The 17645-nt window shown below is 61.2% G+C and carries 15 protein-coding genes and 1 pseudogene; 6 read left to right on the top strand and 10 right to left on the bottom strand.

Annotated elements, in window-relative coordinates; all coding sequences use genetic code 11:
* Positions 1-7: 7 nt before the first annotated feature.
* Entirely contained in the window at positions 8-1534 is a 1527-nt protein-coding gene (locus tag P0D68_RS05620) for a leucyl aminopeptidase (protein ID WP_091796451.1), read from the bottom strand.
* Between the two features lie 137 nt (positions 1535-1671).
* Between P0D68_RS05620 and lptF the strand changes: the two genes are divergently transcribed.
* The 3 genes from lptF to P0D68_RS05605 are packed head-to-tail and all read left to right on the top strand — an operon-like array spanning position 1672 to position 4304.
* Positions 1672-2769 carry an LPS export ABC transporter permease LptF gene (lptF, locus tag P0D68_RS05615; RefSeq protein ID WP_091796452.1) on the top strand — a complete coding sequence of 366 codons (1098 nt, stop codon included), beginning with the start codon at positions 1672-1674 and terminating at the stop codon, positions 2767-2769.
* Positions 2770-2772: 3 nt separating this feature from the next.
* Positions 2773-3921, top strand: a complete 1149-nt coding sequence (gene lptG, locus P0D68_RS05610; RefSeq protein ID WP_408299242.1) for an LPS export ABC transporter permease LptG — start codon at positions 2773-2775, stop codon at positions 3919-3921.
* A gap of 11 nt (positions 3922-3932) precedes the next feature.
* Entirely contained in the window at positions 3933-4304 is a 372-nt protein-coding gene (locus P0D68_RS05605; RefSeq protein ID WP_011487121.1) for a sirohydrochlorin chelatase, read from the top strand.
* Between the two features lie 671 nt (positions 4305-4975).
* Here P0D68_RS05605 and P0D68_RS05600 read toward each other — a convergent pair.
* From P0D68_RS05600 to P0D68_RS05570, 7 genes and pseudogenes are all read right to left on the bottom strand, one after another.
* Positions 4976-5427 (bottom strand): annotated as a pseudogene (locus P0D68_RS05600) (hypothetical protein).
* Positions 5428-6233: 806 nt separating this feature from the next.
* Positions 6234-6989, bottom strand: a complete 756-nt coding sequence (cobA, locus tag P0D68_RS05595) for a uroporphyrinogen-III C-methyltransferase (protein ID WP_408299240.1) — start codon at positions 6987-6989, stop codon at positions 6234-6236.
* A 54-nt stretch (positions 6990-7043) separates the two neighbouring features.
* Positions 7044-8360, bottom strand: coding sequence for a sulfate adenylyltransferase subunit 1 (locus P0D68_RS05590; protein ID WP_408299238.1), 1317 nt, complete (start codon positions 8358-8360; stop codon positions 7044-7046).
* 24 nt (positions 8361-8384) lie between these two features.
* A complete protein-coding gene (cysD, locus tag P0D68_RS05585) occupies positions 8385-9347 on the bottom strand; it encodes a sulfate adenylyltransferase subunit CysD (RefSeq protein ID WP_408187630.1) in 963 nt (320 codons plus the stop codon).
* A 111-nt stretch (positions 9348-9458) separates the two neighbouring features.
* Positions 9459-10205 (bottom strand): phosphoadenylyl-sulfate reductase, encoded by a 747-nt coding sequence (locus tag P0D68_RS05580; RefSeq protein WP_165184922.1) that lies wholly within the window; start codon positions 10203-10205, stop codon positions 9459-9461.
* A complete protein-coding gene (locus tag P0D68_RS05575; RefSeq protein WP_408299235.1) occupies positions 10202-10741 on the bottom strand; it encodes a DUF934 domain-containing protein in 540 nt (179 codons plus the stop codon). The genes P0D68_RS05580 and P0D68_RS05575 overlap by 4 nt, the downstream gene beginning before the upstream one ends.
* 22 nt (positions 10742-10763) lie before the next feature.
* A complete protein-coding gene (locus P0D68_RS05570) occupies positions 10764-12443 on the bottom strand; it encodes a nitrite/sulfite reductase (protein WP_408299233.1) in 1680 nt (559 codons plus the stop codon).
* Positions 12444-12662: 219 nt separating this feature from the next.
* Between P0D68_RS05570 and P0D68_RS05565 the strand changes: the two genes are divergently transcribed.
* The 3 genes from P0D68_RS05565 (at position 12663) to P0D68_RS05555 (ending at position 15304) form a co-directional block, all read left to right on the top strand.
* Positions 12663-13604 (top strand): CysB family HTH-type transcriptional regulator, encoded by a 942-nt coding sequence (locus P0D68_RS05565; protein ID WP_091796464.1) that lies wholly within the window; start codon positions 12663-12665, stop codon positions 13602-13604.
* A gap of 34 nt (positions 13605-13638) precedes the next feature.
* Positions 13639-14808, top strand: coding sequence for an ABC transporter substrate-binding protein (locus tag P0D68_RS05560; RefSeq protein ID WP_408299231.1), 1170 nt, complete (start codon positions 13639-13641; stop codon positions 14806-14808).
* 235 nt (positions 14809-15043) lie between these two features.
* Entirely contained in the window at positions 15044-15304 is a 261-nt protein-coding gene (locus tag P0D68_RS05555) for a hypothetical protein (RefSeq protein WP_091796466.1), read from the top strand.
* 39 nt (positions 15305-15343) lie between these two features.
* On the opposite strand, the gene P0D68_RS05550 is transcribed toward P0D68_RS05555, so the two are convergent.
* Together P0D68_RS05550 and P0D68_RS05545 are read right to left on the bottom strand one after the other, a co-directional pair.
* On the bottom strand, positions 15344-16495 hold the full coding sequence (locus tag P0D68_RS05550; RefSeq protein ID WP_408299228.1) for a Gfo/Idh/MocA family protein: 1152 nt from the start codon (positions 16493-16495) through the stop codon (positions 15344-15346).
* 32 nt (positions 16496-16527) lie between these two features.
* Positions 16528-17577 (bottom strand): sugar phosphate isomerase/epimerase family protein, encoded by a 1050-nt coding sequence (locus tag P0D68_RS05545; protein WP_408299226.1) that lies wholly within the window; start codon positions 17575-17577, stop codon positions 16528-16530.
* Between the last annotated feature and the right edge of the window lie 68 nt (positions 17578-17645).

Here is a 17645-nt window from a genome sequence, read left to right as displayed (position 1 = left end):
CATTGCGTCATTGCGCGGCGCGACCGTCCGCGGCCCGATCGATCAAGAACTGCGCCAGCAACGGCACCGGACGGCCCGTTGCGCCCTTCGCCGCACCGCTCTTCCATGCCGTACCCGCGATGTCCAGGTGCGCCCACGGATAGGCTTCGGTGAAGCGCGACAGGAAGCATGCCGCCGTCACGCTGCCCGCCGGACGGCCGCCGATGTTGGCCAGATCCGCGAAGTTCGACTTGAGCTGGTCCTGATACTCGTCGTCGAGGGGCATGCGCCAAGCCGGGTCCAACGCTTCACGCGAGGCGTCGAGCAACTCGCCCGCCAGTGCGTCGTCTTTCGAGAACAGGCCGCTGTTGTGGTGACCGAGCGCGATGATGCAGGCACCCGTGAGCGTGGCGATGTCGATCACCGCCGCCGGCTTGAAGCGCTCCGCATAGGTGAGCGCGTCGCACAGGATCAGGCGGCCTTCGGCGTCCGTGTTCAGCACTTCGATCGTCAGGCCCTTCATGCTGGTGACGATGTCGCCCGGCTTGGTGGCCGTAGCCGACGGCATGTTCTCCACCGCCGGAATGATGCCCACCACGTTGATTTTCAAGCCCATTTCGGCGACGGCGCGCAACGTGCCCAGCACCGAACCGGCGCCGCACATGTCGTACTTCATCTCGTCCATGCCTTCGCCCGGCTTGAGCGAAATGCCGCCCGTGTCGAACGTCACGCCCTTGCCCACCAGCACCACCGGCGCGGCTTTCGCGGCGCCGCCCTGGTACTGCAGCACGATGAACTGCGCCGGTTCCACCGAGCCGGCCGTGACCGACAGGAACGAGCCCATCTTGAGCGCTTCACACTGCTTTTCGCCCAGCACTTCGACCTTCAGCTTCCAGTCTTTGGCGAGCTTCTTCGCGGTGTTGGCGAGGTAGGTCGGCGTGCAGACGTTGCTAGGCAGGTTGCCGAGGTCGCGCGTCAAGTCCATGCCGTTGGCCAGCGCCGCGCCCTGCTTCGCGGCCAGCTTGGCGGCCTTTTCGTCGCCGGTGTTGACGCTGAAGACGATGCGCTTCAGCGCACGCGCCGACGTGTCCGGCTTGCTCTTCATCTGCGTGAACTTGTAGGTCAGCTCGCGCAGCGCGAGGATCGCGGCGCGCACCGCCCAATCCGCCGAACGCTCGAGGATGGGCAGTTGCGCCAGCGTGAAGGTGACCTGGACGATCTTGGTGGACAAGAGCGCGCGCCAGGCGGCCCGTGCGGCGTCACCGTAGGCTTTCTGGTTGAAAGCGTCCTGCTTGCCGAGGCCGACCAGCAGCACGCGGGAAGCGCCGATGCCCGACACTTCGTGCAGGAACAGCGTGGTGCCGGCCTTGCCGTCCATGTCGCCGGCCTTGATGATGCGGGTCAACAGGCCCTTGGTGGCCGCGTCGATCTCGAGAGCCGCGCCCGAGAGGGTTTGCGACTCGAACACACCGATTACGATGCAATCGGATTTTCCAGTCAGGAAACCGTTTGACGAGCCTTTGGTCCAATCACAGGCTTTTATGCTAAAGTCCATCGCGCTTGTCCTCGGATAAAATCTGGGCTTAGGATGAAAGCCGCAATTATCCGCTATTTTTCCCGCGGCGGCTGCACCGGAGGTGTGACGGGAAGCAACCCGTGCGCCACTGAGAGCGCCCCCTCTCATCATCAATAATGATCTTCGAACGCTCCCTCCAGCGCGAACTCGCGTATACGGCTGGTGCCGTGTTCATGGTTCTCCTCACGCTCGTGCTGACGACGATGATGATCCGCATCGTCGGCTTCGCGGCCTCGGGCGAGATCGACCCGCGCGACGTGCTGGTCCTGATCGGCCTGACCGTGATCGGCTACCTGGCGATCATGCTCGTCGCGACCCTGTTCGTGTCGATCCTGTTCGTCCTGACCCGTTGGTACAAAGACTCCGAGATGGTCGTGTGGCTCTCTTCGGGTGTCAGTCTGACGCAATTCATCAAGCCGATCGGTATTTTTGCCACGCCGATCATCATCCTCATCTGTTTCTTCGTGTTCGTCGGCTGGCCGTGGTCGAACCAGCAGAGCAAGCTGATCCGCGCGCGCTTCCAGCAACGCGACGAGGTCTCGCTGCTCGCGCCGGGTCAGTTCCGCGAATCGGCCACGAGCCACCGCGTGTTCTTCATCGAGAAGATGTCGCCCGATCAGGCGCGTGTGGAAAACGTGTTCGTGACCAGCACGGAGAACGGCAAGGTCAACGTGGTCGTGTCGAAGACCGGCCATACGGAAACGCGTAAGAACGGCGATCGCTTCGTCGTGCTGGAAAATGGCCGCCGTTATGACGGACAACCGGGCCAGCCCGATTTCCGGATCATGGAATTCGAGCGCTACGGCGTGAAGATCCAGAGCCAGCCGGTCGTCAATACGCCGAGCACCACCGGCACGCCTACGCTGACGCTGCTGCGCAATCCCACCAACGACAATCTCGCCGAGTTCGCGTGGCGCGCGGGGCTGCCGCTGATTGCACTCAACCTGATGCTGCTCGCCATTCCGCTCGCGCACCAGAACCCGCGGCGCAGCCGCACCATCAATCTGGTGATGGCGGTGCTCATCTATCTGACGTATTCGAATCTGTTGAACGTGGTGCAGTCGTGGATCGAGCAGGGCAAGATGTCGTTCCCAGTCGGGCTGGTCGGCCTGCATGTGATCGTCGCGGCGATCGTCGCGTTCATTTTCTGGCTGCGCGTGCGCAACCGGCCGCTATTCACGCGGGCAATGTTCAGCCGTTCGCAGGGAGCCTGACCGATGCGCATCTATGAAAGGTACTTCGCGCGTCAGATCTATCTCACGTTCATCTTTATTCTGTTTGCGTTTTCGGGTCTGTTCTTTTTCTTCGACCTGATCAACGAATTGAATTCGGTCGGGCACGGCAACTACAAGTTTCAGTACGCCGTGTTGCGGGTCGCGTTGCAGACGCCGTCGCGTTTCTACGAAATCATTCCGGTCGCCGCGTTGATCAGCGCGATCTATGTGTTTGCGCAGATGGCGGCGAATTCGGAGTACACGATTTTTCGTGTGTCCGGGCTTGCGACGAATCAGTCGCTGCGCTCGCTGCTGAAGATTGGCATTCCGCTGGTTTTGCTGACTTATCTGATCGGCGAAGTGGTTGGTCCGTACACGGATCAGTTGTCGGAGCGTGTGCGGCTCGAGGCGTTGGGGTCTTCGGTGTCGAGTAATTTCGAGTCGGGCGTGTGGGTGAAAGATACGCTGACGGCGCGCGCGGATGGCGAGCAGGTCACGCGGTTCGTAAACGTCGGCGAATTGAAGCCGGATGCGACGATCAGCAATGTGCGCATCTACGAATTCGATTCGAAATTCCGGCTCTCCAATGTGCGGACCGCGAAAAGTGGCAAGTATCAGCCGCCGGGGCATTGGCAGTTGGCTGGCGTGACCGATACGCAATTGATTGATGTGCCCCCTCCTCCGGGGACGCCGGCCGACGCGTTGAATCCGGTTTATCGTGCGAAGGAAGTTGCGGTGCCGGAGTATTCGCTGCGTTCGGAATTGACGCCGCAGATTCTGTCGGTGCTGCTGGTGTCGCCGGATCGGATGTCGATGTTCAATCTGTTCCGGTATATCCAGCATTTGACCGAGAATCATCAGGATACGCAGCGGTATGAAATTGCGTTGTGGCGCAAGCTGTTGTATCCGTTTGCCGTATTCGTGATGCTGGTTTTGTCGTTGCCGTTTGCGTATCTGCATACGCGGGCGGGTGTCGTCGGGATGAAGGTTTTCGGCGGGATCATGCTGGGGATGAGTTTTCAGCTGTTCAACACGTTGTTCTCGCATATCGGCACGTTGAATACCTGGCCTGCGCCTTTGACTGCGGCTACGCCTGGGTTGGTTTATCTCGTGCTTGGGTTGGTTGGGTTGAAGTGGGTTGATCGGCATTAGGAGCGGTTGCTATGGCTATGCACGGTATCGTTCTGTTTGGGCATGGCGCGAGGGATGTGCGGTGGCGGGAGCCGTTTGAGCGGTTGGCTGTCAAGTTGCGGGAGGCTTCTGCTGGCGCACGGCCTGTGGCGTTGGCGTTTCTCGAGTTGATGGAGCCGGATTTGCCTACGGCTTTGGGTGAGCTTGTCGCTCAGGGCTGTGATGTGGTTACCGTTGTGCCGGTGTTTTTTGGGCAAGGGGGGCATGTCAGGAAAGATCTGCCTCTTGTCATTGAGCAATGCCAGGCGTTGCATCCTTCTGTTCTCATTAAATGCGCTGTTGCTGTGGGTGAAGATGAGGCCGTTTTGGATGCTGTGGCTCAGTATTGCCTTCGGCAGGTTTGATTGGTTTTTTTGGCTTCTTGCCCCTCCCTGGGGCGTTGGCCTTTCCTTGCTTTGTTAGTGGTCTATTAGTGTTGCCCCTGTGCGGGGCGGCACCTACTTTTCTTTGCCTGCCGCAAAGAAAAGTAGGCAAAAGAAAGCGGCTCACACCGCTAATTCTTAAGCGGGTCTCTCGCGCAGCCGCGCCAGTGGTGCATCTGGAATCTGCGCCCTCGCACACTCCACCTTCGTGACAAGGCGCTCATTCTTCCCGCCTCACGCTCCGCGCTCGTCGGAAGGGTTTGCTCACCCCCCTGGATTTTCTTGGCGTGGTGGGGGCCGTCGGCTTCGCCTCGGCGAGTTGCCGTTGAAAACCTCCGGTCGCCACCATTTGTCTCCGGTACTAAGCGGGGTCGCGGCGAAAAGCGTTGACGCAGTATCAGCTAACGTTCGCTTGCCAGCGCTGACGCCGTTGAGCAGGTACCTCGAACACTTCAGGCGCATACGCTGCGCCTTACCTCACATTTGTGACCCGCGCTTCGTTCAGAGTTTCGAGTTCCGAGTCGTGAGCCGCGAGTCGTGAGCCGCGAACCGTAAGCCGTAAGCCGTAAGCCGTAAGCCGTAAGCCGTAAGCCGTAAGCCGTAAGCCGTAAGCCGTAAGCCGTAAGCCGTAAGCCGTAAGCCGTAAGCCGTTGTCAGTGTGCCGTCGCAGTACGACGCGTGACCGTTTTAAATCGCACCTGCCCATTCGCCATCACTCTCTTCGCGCCCGTACGTTCACGGCTATCTGTTGCTGTCCGCGTCGCCTTATCCAGAAGGTCCGTCGCGTGGCGCGCAGTAATGCGGCTTTGCGGAATGCCCTTCGCATCGAGCGCGATCACCTGGTATAACTCACGGTCATTCTCGACTTCGCGTTGGTAGTCCTCAACGGTGTCCACCAGCACTTCCAGCAATCTCTGCCGTCGGTGTCTTTCTTCTCGCGTTATAGCCGGATTCCTAACTATCGAAGCCGCAAGCGTGACCAGTTTGTCCAGTTGGCCTAGCTGCCGTTCAACCAGTCCGAATGCGGATAAGGCTAGTTTTTCGTATGAAGTGCATCAACGGGTGGGCGCGACGTGGTGCGTGAATGCTTGACGGATTTACTCATGGCGCGATCTCCCTGAAACTTATCTGGAGCGCCCGACACGCGCTGCAAGGTGGTGAGCGGGCACAGTGACACGGTTGGCAGACTGGCCCACAGCAATCCAGCAGATCCGAAGATCTCCCTATCACGGCCCGCCCATTGTAGGAGGTCGCGCAGAACCGAACGTACTACCCGCGTGAGCGGGCGTACGCGCGTGGGGCGCAGGCTGCCAAGCCTGACCATCGTTGTTTTGACGGTGAATTGAGTTTAAGCCGTATTGTTTCGCGAGTGATTACCTGCGCGAGCTAAAAAGAGCGAGGTATCACCGATTCTGAAATTTCCCAAACGTTCCTCGAATGCAAAACTACAGCGCCGAGGAAACGTCAGCGAAATTGGGACTAGTCATTTATCAGAACGTCCGTGATGCAGCTAAAACGCTGCAACAAAGTAAAAGTGCTACTACAGAAGTGGTATGTGGAAAGCGAAGATGAGGAGCGCGGAAGCGACGGCGGAGAACGATGAAGCAAAGGTTTGCCGAGCGACCGCGACGGCGCGCGCAGCGCCGCCGGAAGAATGACTGCTGCGTCACGAGCGCGTAATGTGCGAGAACCCAGATTCCAGATGCACCACTACCGCGACTGCGCGGGGGACCCACTTATGAGCTAGCGGTGTGAGCCGCTTTCTTTTGCCTACTTTTCTTTGCGGCCGGCAAAGAAAAGTAGGTGCCGCCCCGCACAGGGGCAACGCTAATAGACCACTAAGAAATGAAGGAAAGGCCAACACCGCAAGCCAGCAGCAAAAATAGCCAAGAGAAGAAGAACCGAAGAACCTCAAGCCGCGACCAACAACCCATCCGCGGAGCGAACCACCGCACCCTGCCGCGCAGCGAAAGCCTCGCCAATCATCAGCAAACTAGGCTGCGAAGCATCGACCCACTTCTGCGCATCGCCGGCGGCCAGTTCTTCAAGAGTAAGAAAAAGCATCCGCTCACGAGCAGTAGAACAAGCCTCAACAATAGCCACAGGCGTGGCAACAGACCGCCCAGCCTCAATCAACTGCTGCGCAATCTCAACCCCACTATCCCGGCCCATATAAAACACCAGAGAATCCGCATTAACCTGCTCGCGAATCTCCTCAGACCCAGGCGCCCGACTAAAAGTAGCCAACGCAACGCTGCGCGACACACCCCGCAACGTCAGCGACCGCCTCAAAGAAGCAGCACTCGCGAGAGCAGCCGTAATCCCGGGCACAACCTCATACTCGATTCCCGCAGCCTCAAGCGCCCGCATTTCCTCATCAGCGCGCCCGAACAACATCGGATCCCCGCCTTTGAGGCGCACCACCACGTCATGCTCCAACGCCGCATCCACAATCTGCTTATTGATGAACTGCTGCGCGGTCGACAACTGCCCACAACGCTTCCCAACAGCAATCCGCCGCGCATGCGAAGGCGCATAGTCCAACATAGCCGGCTCGACCAGCGCATCATGCAGCACGACATCGGCCAAACCGAGCAGCCGCGCGCCACGCACCGTAATCAGGTCCGCAGCACCCGGCCCTGCGCCGATCAGATAAACCTTACCCATTTGCCTAAACCTGTCCGTTAGGTCGCCAGCACGACGCAGTGACGTGCCAAGCGCTTAAGCTGAAAACGCCCGAATCATCCCAGCCGCAACGGTGTGATGCGTCGCCTCATCGATCAGCACGAACGCACCCGTGCCCTGATGCGAGTCGTACACGTCGCACACCAACGGCTTCTGCAACGTCAGCGCCACACGGCCGATATCGTTCATCGTCAGTTCCTTGCGATCGGTCGCCTGCGACAGCGTATGCACGTCGAGCACTTCCTTGATCGCACCGATCCGCGCAAACACCGTGTTGGTGGTCTGCTTCAACAGATACTTGCGTTGCGTCGACAGCGGCGTGTCGTCGAACCAGCAGAGGTCGGCTTCCAGTTTCTTCGCTGGCTCCGGCGCCGCTTCACGCAGCACGAAGGTGTCGCCGCGCGACACGTCGACGTCTTCCGCCAGACGAATCGTCACCGTTTGACCGGCAAACGCGCGGTCCACCGCTGCCGTGCCGCCCGGCACCGGCGCGATGATTTCAGCCACCGTCGCTTCCCGATTAGCCGGCAACACGACGATCGTATCGCCAAGCTTCACTTCGCCGGCTTCCACACGGCCCATGTAGCCGCGGAAATCGTCGGCCTGGCTGCCGTCCTGGCGCGCCACCCATTGCACCGGGAAACGCAGCGCCTGGCCCGTCGGTACTTCGACCGGCAGCGCTTCGAGCAGGTCCAGCAGCGGTTCGCCCGCGTACCACGGCATGCTTTCGCTCGCCGTCACGATGTTGTCGCCCTTGAGCGCCGACACCGGCACGAAGCGCACATCGTTCAAGCCGAGTTGACGCGCGAGTTCGACATATGCGTCGCGAATCTCGTTGAAGCGCTGCTCGCTGTATTCGACCAGGTCCATCTTGTTGATCGCGACGATCGCGTGCTGCAAACCCAGCAGCTTGACGATCGCGCTATGACGCTTGGTTTGCGGCAGCAATTGCGCGACGCCGTCCACAAACGTCACGCGCGTTGCGTCGACCAGAATGATCGCCGCGTGCGCGGTCGATGCACCCGTCACCATATTGCGCGTGTACTGCTCGTGACCCGGCGTGTCGGCAATGATGAACTTGCGCTTCGCCGTCGCGAAGTAACGGTACGCGACATCGATCGTGATGCCCTGCTCGCGTTCGGCTTCGAGGCCGTCCGTCAGCAGCGACAGGTCGATTTCGTCGCCAACGGTGCGCTTATTCTTTGCGCGCGACAGTGCCGAGAGTTGATCGCTCAATACGGCCTTGCTGTCGTACAGCAGGCGGCCGATCAACGTGCTCTTGCCGTCGTCGACGCTGCCCGCAGTGATGAAACGCAGCACGCCGAGGTCTTCTGGTTGGTGAATACCGCTCATGATTACTTTACCCTCGTCGTGTGCTTAGAAATAACCTTGCTTCTTACGCTGTTCCATCGCGGCTTCGGAGACCTGATCGTCCATCCGCGTCGCGCCGCGTTCCGTGATTTCGGTCACGGCCGTTTCGGCGATGATCTTCTCGAGATCATCCGCATCGCTTTCCACCGGGCACGTGCAGCTGATATCGCCGACGGTACGGAAACGCACCAGCGCGGATTCGCTGACTTCGCCTTCACGCATCGGCGTAAGCGGCGTGACGGGCACGAGCAGACCATTGCGGCGCACGATCTCGCGCTGATGCGCATAGTAGATCGACGGCAGTTCGAGCTTTTCACGGGCGATGTACTGCCACACGTCGAGTTCAGTCCAGTTCGAAATTGGGAACACGCGCAGGTGTTCGCCGTTATGCAGACGCGCGTTATACAGGCTCCACAGTTCCGGGCGCTGCGCCTTCGGATCCCACTGGCCGAACTCGTCGCGGAACGAAAAGATCCGTTCTTTCGCACGCGCCTTTTCTTCGTCGCGGCGCGCGCCGCCGATCAGCGCGGTGTAGCCATACTGTTCGATGGTTTCGAGCAGCGTCACGGCTTGCGCGGCGTTGCGCGAATCCGTTTCACGACGCAGACGCACCGTGCCGCGCTTGATCGACTCTTCAACGTGACCCACCACGAGTTCAGCGCCGATCTCTTTCGCACGACGATCGCGGAAGTCGATCACTTCCTCATAGTTGTGACCGGTGTCGATATGCACGAGCGGAAACGGCAGCACGGTCTTGCGATTCGCGCCGATGCCGAAGGCCTTCAGCGCGAGGTGCAGCACCACGACCGAATCCTTGCCGCCCGAAAACAGCAGCGCGGGCTTGCTGCACTCGGCAACCAGTTCGCGCAGGATGTGAATCGACTCGGCTTCGAGCCAATCGAGGTGATCCATCCGGTCTGCCGTGTTGGCGAGCGGTGCATTGACAGTGGAATCGAGCGTGGTGCTCATGTTTGGGTCCTTCGTTGATTCGCCCGGCGAGCGGTTGCTCGCCGAAGCGCAAGTATTCAAATCGATATGTGCGGCGTGCGGGCCAAAAGCCAAGGCCCGTTCGCTGAAACTTCAGGCCTGGGCGTCCGCGCCACGCTCGACCGCGATCGGCGTAATCGTCGTGATGTGCAGTCCGCATTCCTTCGTATCGCGCGACTCCCACCACCAGCGCCCTGCCCGGCTATCTTCGCCGGGACGCACGGCGCGCGTACACGGCTCGCAGCCGATGCTCGGGTAGCCACGCGCATGCAGCGGATTGACCGGCACGTCGAACGCTTTCAGGTAGGCCCACACTTCGGCCTCGGTCCAGTCGGTCAGCGGATTGAACTTGGCGATATTGCGCGCGGCGTCGTGCTCTTCCGCATGCAACTCGGCACGCGTGACCGACTGCTCGCGGCGCTGGCCCGTGACCCATGCGCTGACATCCGACAGCGCGCGGTTCAACGGCTCGACCTTGCGGATTTCGCAGCAGCGCTTGCGCAGATCGACGCTTTCATAAAACGCGTTCAGTCCGTGCGAGCCGATGTATTCCTCAACCGCGGCGGCTTGCGGATGAAACTGTTCGATGTCGTAACCGTAGCGCTCTTTCACACGATCGAGCATGCCCAGCGTTTCCGCATGCAAACGGCCCGTGTTCAGCGAGAAGATGCCGATCTTCACGCCACGCGACAGGATCGCGTGCGTGAGCAGCATGTCTTCCGCTGCGAGGCTGCTGGCGAGCTTGACGTTCGCGTGACGCGCGGCGATCGAATCGAGCAGCGCATCGAGGCGCTCGACCTTCGCGGCGAGTTCCGGCGTGAGGGCTTGGACTTCGCTCATGCCGACGCCTTCGCCAATTCGCCCGCTTCGCGGCGGCGGAACAGCGGCGACGAATTCACCGCGCCCTGGTAGTTGAAGCTGAATTCGTCGAACGCCTTGAGCGCGTCGTCGAAGTCTTTATCGGCGCGCAGCGCGTAAGCGTCGAAGCCGCAACGGAACATGAACGCGAGCTGATCGCGCAGCACGTCGCCGATCGCGCGCAGTTCGCCCTTGTAGCCGTAACGCTCGCGCAGCAGGCGGCCAATGCTATAGCCGCGGCCGTCGCGAAACACCGGAAAATCCACGCCGATCAGCGCGATCTTGTCGAAGTCGGCGACGATATCCGCCGGCTCGCTGTCCGGCGCGAGCCACACGCCGATTTCAGCGGCACTGCGCGAAGCGCTCAGTGCATCACGCTGAGCCTGCCACAACGCGAGCGGCACCAGCACCTTGCCTGCGGGCAATTCGTTCACCGCGGGCAGCGTGCCGTCTTCCGCCGGGCGCACGACCGTCCAGTCATCGTTGACGATCGCGCGATTCTTGATGATAGAAGCCATCTGTTCAGTATCCTTTTCGCGGTTACGCGTGAGCCGGTTGACGCGAGGCGTACACACGTTCCTTGAACGGGGTGATGCCGATGCGGTTATACGTTTCGATGAAGCGCTCGCCTTCGTGACGGTTTTCCACGAACGTATCGATCACCTTGCTCATCACGTCCGGCATTTCTTCCGCCGAGAACGACGGGCCGATCACGCGGCCGAGGTGCGCGCCGGTGGCGCCCGTACCCTGCTCGCCGCCGAGCGTCACCTGATACCACTCCGAGCCGTCCTTATCGACGCCCAGAATGCCGATGTTGCCGATGTGGTGGTGACCGCACGCATTGATACAGCCCGAGATGTTCAGCGACACGTCGCCCAGGTCGTACACGTAGTCCAGATCGTTGAAACGCTCCTGAATGGCCAGCGCGATCGGAATCGACTTCGCATTCGCGAGCGAGCAGAAGTCGCCGCCCGGGCACGCGATGATGTCGGTCAGCAAACCGATGTTCGGCGTCGCGAAACCTTGCGCCTTGGCCTTTTCCCACAGCGCGAACAGGTCGCGCTTCTTGACGTTGGCCAGAATCAGGTTCTGTTCGTGCGACACGCGGATTTCGCCGAGCGAGTACTCGTCGGCCCAATCAGCGACCGCTTCCATCTGCGCGTCCGTTGCATCGCCGGGGGCGATCGTGGTCGGCTTCAGAGACAGGGTGACGGACGAATAGCCCGCCACCTTGTGCGGACGCACGTTACGTTCGACCCAACGGGCGAACGCGCGGTTTTCCAGCAGATGCTTTTCGTACGAAGCGTCCGTATCCGCGAGCTTTTCATAGACCGGCGGCTGGAAGTATTGCGACACGCGATCCACTTCGGCTTGCGTAAGCGTCGAAGGACCGTCCTTCAGGTGCTGCCATTCTTCTTCGACTTGCGCCGAGAACTTCTCCGGGCTCAACGCCTTCACGAGAATCTTGATGCGCGCCTTGTACATATTGTCGCGACGGCCGTAGCGGTTATACACACGCAGCACGGCTTCGCAATACGTCAGCAGATGCTGCCAAGGCAGATCCTTGCGGATGATCGCGCCGATGATCGGCGTGCGGCCCATGCCGCCGCCGGCCAGAATGTCGACCACCAGTTCGCCCTGCTCGTTCTTCTTCAGATACACGCCCATGTCGTGAATCTGCACGGCAGCGCGGTCTTCTTTCGAACCGGACACGGCGATCTTGAACTTGCGCGGCAGCCACGCGAATTCGGGGTGGAACGTCGACCATTGACGCAGGATTTCGGCCCACGGACGCGGATCGACCACTTCATCCGGCGCCACGCCGGCGAACTGGTCGGCGGTGATGTTGCGGATACAGTTGCCCGAGGTCTGGATGCCGTGCATCTGCACCGCGGCGAGCTTGCGCAGGATTTCCGGCGTTTCTTCGAGCTTGATCCAGTTGTACTGGATGTTCGAACGCGTCGAGAAGTGGCCGTAACCGCGGTCATGCTCGCGCGCGATCTGCGCAAGCACGCGCATCTGGTCGCTGCGCAGGTTGCCGTACGGAATCGCGATGCGGTGCATGTACGCGTGACGCTGCATATACAGGCCGTTCTGCAGGCGCAGCGGACGAAACTCCTCTTCGCTCAATTCGCCCGACAAGCGGCGGCGAACCTGATCGGCGTACTGCGCGACCCGTTCATCGACGATGGTCTGGTCGTACTGATCGTATTGGTACATTCGGGGACCCCAATTTTTGCAGTGATACGCAGCGGTCCGGTTCCGCCACGCCTTGAATACCTCTCTTTGTCAGCAGCCGCAGATGAACGTTTAGACCCATCGCTCATTTGCTTATGACAAATACAGATATCCATATTGAAAAAGATGGACAGATCGTAATAAACTCGCCTTATATTTCAAACGACTAAAAAATTCTTTTGATATGCGGAGGGGTTATATATGAACCTACACCAGTTCCGCTTCGTCCGTGAGGCAGTGCGGCAGAATTTCAACCTGACAGAAGCCGCGAAGGCCCTGTTTACAAGCCAGCCAGGCGTTTCGAAGGCGATCATCGAGCTGGAGGACGAGCTCGGCGTCGAAATCTTCACACGACACGGCAAGCGGGTGCGCTCGCTGACCGAGCCGGGGCGCATCATTCTTCAGTCGGTTGAGAAGATTCTGCAGGAAGTCGAGAGCCTCAAACGGGTCGGTAAAGATTACGCGGCGCAGGATCAGGGCAATCTGGTGATCGCCGCCACCCACACTCAGGCGCGCTATTCGCTGCCCGCCGCGATCGCCGAATTCAAGAAGCGCTTTCCCAAGGTCCACCTTTCGATTCTGCAAGGCAGCCCGACCCAGGTCGCCGAAATGGTGATCCACGACCAGGCCGATCTCTGCATCGCCACCGAGGCGATCTCCAACTATAAGGAACTGGTCTCTCTGCCGTGTTTCCAGTGGCACCACGTGGCCGTCATGCAGCCGGATCATCCGCTGCTCGACCGCAAACTTTTGTCGCTGGATGATCTGACCCAGTATCCGCTTATCACCTACGACAACGCGTTCGCCGGCCGCACCAAGATCAACGAGGCGTTCCGCCTGCGCGGTCTGCATCCGGACATCGTGCTGGAGGCGATCGACGCCGACGTGATCAAGACCTATGTGGAACTGGGTCTGGGCGTCGGCATCATGGCGGATATCGCGTTCAACGCCGAGCGCGACCGTCATTTGCGCGCCATGCCGGTCGGGCACCTGTTCGGCAGCAACGTGACACGGGTCGCGCTGAAACAGGGTGCCTATTTGCGCAGCTATGTGTATACGCTCGTCGAACTGCTGTCGCCGAGCATGAACCGCAAGCTGATCGAGCAGGCGCTCAAGGGCGAACACGAAACCTACGAACTTTGATATCACCACCGCTTCTTGCCACGGAGACCTTTTGATGACGTCGTATAAGAAAAAATTCAGCGGCCTCACCGCCGCTTTAGGTTTTGGCGCGCTCCTGCTCGCCACCGCTGCCCACGCCGACATCAAAGTCGGCATCGACCTGTCGAGCACCGGCCCGGCGGCCGTGATCGGCATCACCAGCAAGAATGCGATGCTGATGTGGCCCGCCACCATCGCCGGCCAGAAAGCCGACTACATTTTCCTCGACGACGCCTCCGACCCGGGCGCCGCCGTGCGCAACATCCGCAAGCTGATCAACGAAGACCACGTGGACGTGATCGTCGGCCCGAACATCACGCCGGCGGCCATGGCCGCGCTCGATCCGGTCGCCGAGAGCCAGACGCCGATGATCACCCTGATCGGCTCGGCGAGCGTGGTCGAGCCGCAGGAAGGCAAGAAGGTGTGGGCCTACAAGATGGCGCAGACCGACAGCGCGATGGCCGACGTGATGACGCGCTACATGTCGAACCACAACGTGAAGACGGTGGGTTTCATCGGTTTCGCGGACGGCTACGGCGAAAGCTGGCTCAACGAGTTCAGCAAGTTCGCGGCGCTGCGCCATATCCAGCTGGTCGCCACCGAGCGCTATAACCGCACCGACGCGAGCGTGACCGGCCAGATCCTGAAGCTGATGGCCGCCAAGCCCGACGCAATCCTGATCGCGGGCGCCGGCACGCCGACGGTGCTGCCGCAACGCACGCTGATCGAGCGCGGCTTCAAAGGCCCGATCTATCAGACGCACGGCATCGCCACGCCCGAATTCATCAAGCTCGGCGGCAAGGACGTGGAAGGCACGCTGTTCCCGACCCAGCCGGTCGTGGTGGCGCGCACGCTGCCGGCCGATCATCCGGCGAAGAAAGCGGCGCTCGCCTTCACGAACGAATATGAGGCGAAGTACGGCCCGGGCAGCGTGACGCAGTTCGCGGGCGACGCGGCGGGTGTGTATCCGCGCTTGCAGGATGCCGTGGCCCGTGCGCTGAAGACGGCGCAGCCGGGCACGCCGGCGTTTCGTACGGCGCTGCGTGACGAGCTGGAACATGCGCATGAACTGGTCGTGCCGAACGGCGTGGTCAACACGAGCCCGAAGGATCACGTGGGGTTGGATCAGCGCGCGAGCGTGATGGGCGTGATCAGGAACGGCAAGTTTGTTTATTTGAGCCAGTAAGCGATCTAGTGGGACCCCCGCCCGTGCAGCCGGGCGGCAGGTGTCCGCGGCGTGATGACGTGGTCGGCGCCGATACACGTGGCGGCGGCGTACACGGTGCAGAAAAGTCGTGCGGACAGGCTGCGGCTCAGCTTGCGGCTGCGGCCGCAATCGAGCGGCGAGACTGAGACACCGGCGCGTTCAGCCGGCGAAGTTGCTAAAGTAGCAGTCTTTCCCCGATCAGCAGTCCCACACCATGCGCACCACCCGAGCCATCCACGCCGTCGAGCGGCTGAAAACGCGCAGCGGCAATCCGCAGTTTGCCGCGATCAGCCTTTCCGGCGGCCTGTTCTATCTGGTCGACAAATCGAGCGGCACGGACAAGAAAGTCTCCGACCCGCTGACGCTCGACGACTTCGTCAAATTCGTCGACGCTTTCGGCCCGCCGAAGCCGCGCAAGGCGAGCAAGCTGGATATCGCGTTCGAAGAGCAGATCAAGAAGAGCAAGGGCGGTTGAGCGATACAACCGCTTTACGACCATAGCCGTATCAACGCCTCAGACGTTGCCAATCTCGCGCCACTGCCCATCCGCCGCGCTGCTCGCGAGCATCGCCTCGATAAAGCGCAAACCCGACACTCCGTCTTCCACCGTCGTGAGCAACCGGCTTTCGGCGGGCAACGCGCGGCCCGCGTCCAGGGCTTCGATCTGCAACGCCGCGTCTTTGTACAACTGCGCGAACGCTTCCAGATAACCTTCGGGATGCCCTGGCGGCACACGCGTCGCATGCGCCGCGATCACGCTCTTCACGCGCCCTCGCGTCAAACGCTCAGCCTCGCCGCCCAACGGCGTGAACCACAATTCGTTCGGATTCTCCTGGTCGAAACTCAACCCCGCTTTCGTCCCATACACGCGCAAACGCAATGCATTCTCCGCGCCGCTCGCCACCTGGCTCGCCCAGAGCATGCCGCGCGCGCCGTTCGGATAGCGCAGCATGGCCTGCACGTGATCGTCGATGCGGCGTCCCGGCACAAAGGTATGCACTTCCGCCGCCAACGCATGCGGCGTCATGCCCGTGACGAACGCGGCAAGGTGATAAGCATGCGTGCCGATATCGCCGAGACATCCCGCCGGACCCGCTAACGCCGGGTCCGTGCGCCAACCGGCCTGCTTGTTCGTGCCGCTCGTTTCGATCGGTTCCGCCAGCCAGTCCTGCGCATATTCGACCTGCACCACACGTATCTCGCCGAGCTCGCCTCGTTCGATCAACTCGCGGGCATGACGTGCCAACGGATAGCCCGAATACGTATGCGTCAACGCAAACAGCTTGTTCTTCTTGCGAGCCAGTTGGGCCAGCGCTTCGCCTTCGGCCAGTGAAATCGCCAGCGGCTTGTCGCACACGATATGGATACCGGCTTCGAGAAACGCCGTCGCCACCGGCGCGTGAAGATGATTCGGCGTGACGATCGCCACCGCGTCGATGCCATCATCGCGCGCGGCCTCGGCGCGCGCCATCTCGCGCCAGTCCGCATAGCTGCGCGCGATGCCGGCCTCGGCGGCGCTCGCCTGCGCGCGTTGCGGATCGGACGACAGCGCGCCCGCCACCAGTTCGAACCGATCGTCGAGCCGCGCCGCGATCCGATGCACCGCGCCGATAAACGCGCCCTGCCCGCCGCCGACCATCCCTAGCCTGAGCCTTCGTTGTGCCATCGTCCTCGCTCCTTTGCGTTGACTCGCCGCCGTCAGATGCCGAGCACGCGTTTTAACTGCGCGGCGTCCACACCGCTTCCGGCGAAATCGTCGAATGCATGCTCGGCCACGCGGATGATGTGGCGGCGAATGAACTCCGCGCCTTCGCGCGCGCCGTCGTGCGGATGCTTCAGCGCGCACTCCCATTCGAGCACGGCCCAGCCGGGGAAATCGTATTGCGCCATCTTCGAGAAGATCGCGCCGAAATCGATCTGGCCGTCGCCGAGCGAGCGGAACCGGCCCGCACGTTCGACCCAACCGCTGTAACCGCCATACACGCCTTGCTTGCCGGTCGGACGAAACTCCGCGTCCTTCACATGGAACGCCTTGATGCGCTCGTGATAGATGTCGATGAACGCGAGGTAGTCCAGTTGCTGCAACACGAAATGACTCGGGTCGTAGAGGATGTTGGCGCGCGCGTGCTGCTTGACCGCATCGAGAAAACGCTCGAAGGTCACGCCGTCGTGCAGGTCTTCGCCCGGATGCAGTTCGTAGCAGACGTCCACGCCGGCTGCGTCGAACGCGTCGAGAATCGGCGTCCAGCGGCGCGCGAGTTCGTCGAAAGCGGCTTCCACGAGACCTGCCGGACGCTGCGGCCAGGGGTACAGATACGGCCACGCCAGCGCCCCGGAAAACGACACGTGCGTGCTCAAGCCCAAACGCTGCGAGGCCTTCGCCGCGAGCTTCATCTGCTCGATCGCCCACTGCGTGCGCGCGGCCGGATCGCCTCGCACCTGCGGCGCGGCAAAGCCGTCGAACAGCGCGTCATAGGCCGGGTGCACGGCGACGAGCTGTCCTTGCAGATGCGTCGACAGTTCGGTGATCGTCACGCCCAAGTTGTCCACAGTCTCGCGCAACTCGTCGCAATAGGTCTGGCTCGACGCCGCCTGTTCGAGATCGATCAGGCGCCTGTCGCACGGCACCTGAATCCCTTTGAAGCCGAGACCCGCGGCCCATTCGGCAAGATGCGCGAGGTTGTCGAACGGCACCTCGTCACCCATGAACTGGGCGAGAAAGATAGCCGGCCCTTGGATGGTTTTCATCGTACGGCTCCTCGAACGGGGGCGCGCACGCCGTGCCGCCCACTGCACGACATCAGGCAGCGCGCCCC

Origin of the sequence: Paraburkholderia sp. RL17-380-BIE-A (assembly GCF_046028085.1) — a bacterium.
Lineage (GTDB): Bacteria > Pseudomonadota > Gammaproteobacteria > Burkholderiales > Burkholderiaceae > Paraburkholderia.
The sequence above is the reverse complement of the archived record's forward strand: the minus strand, read 5'-3'. Positions and strand labels throughout refer to the sequence as shown.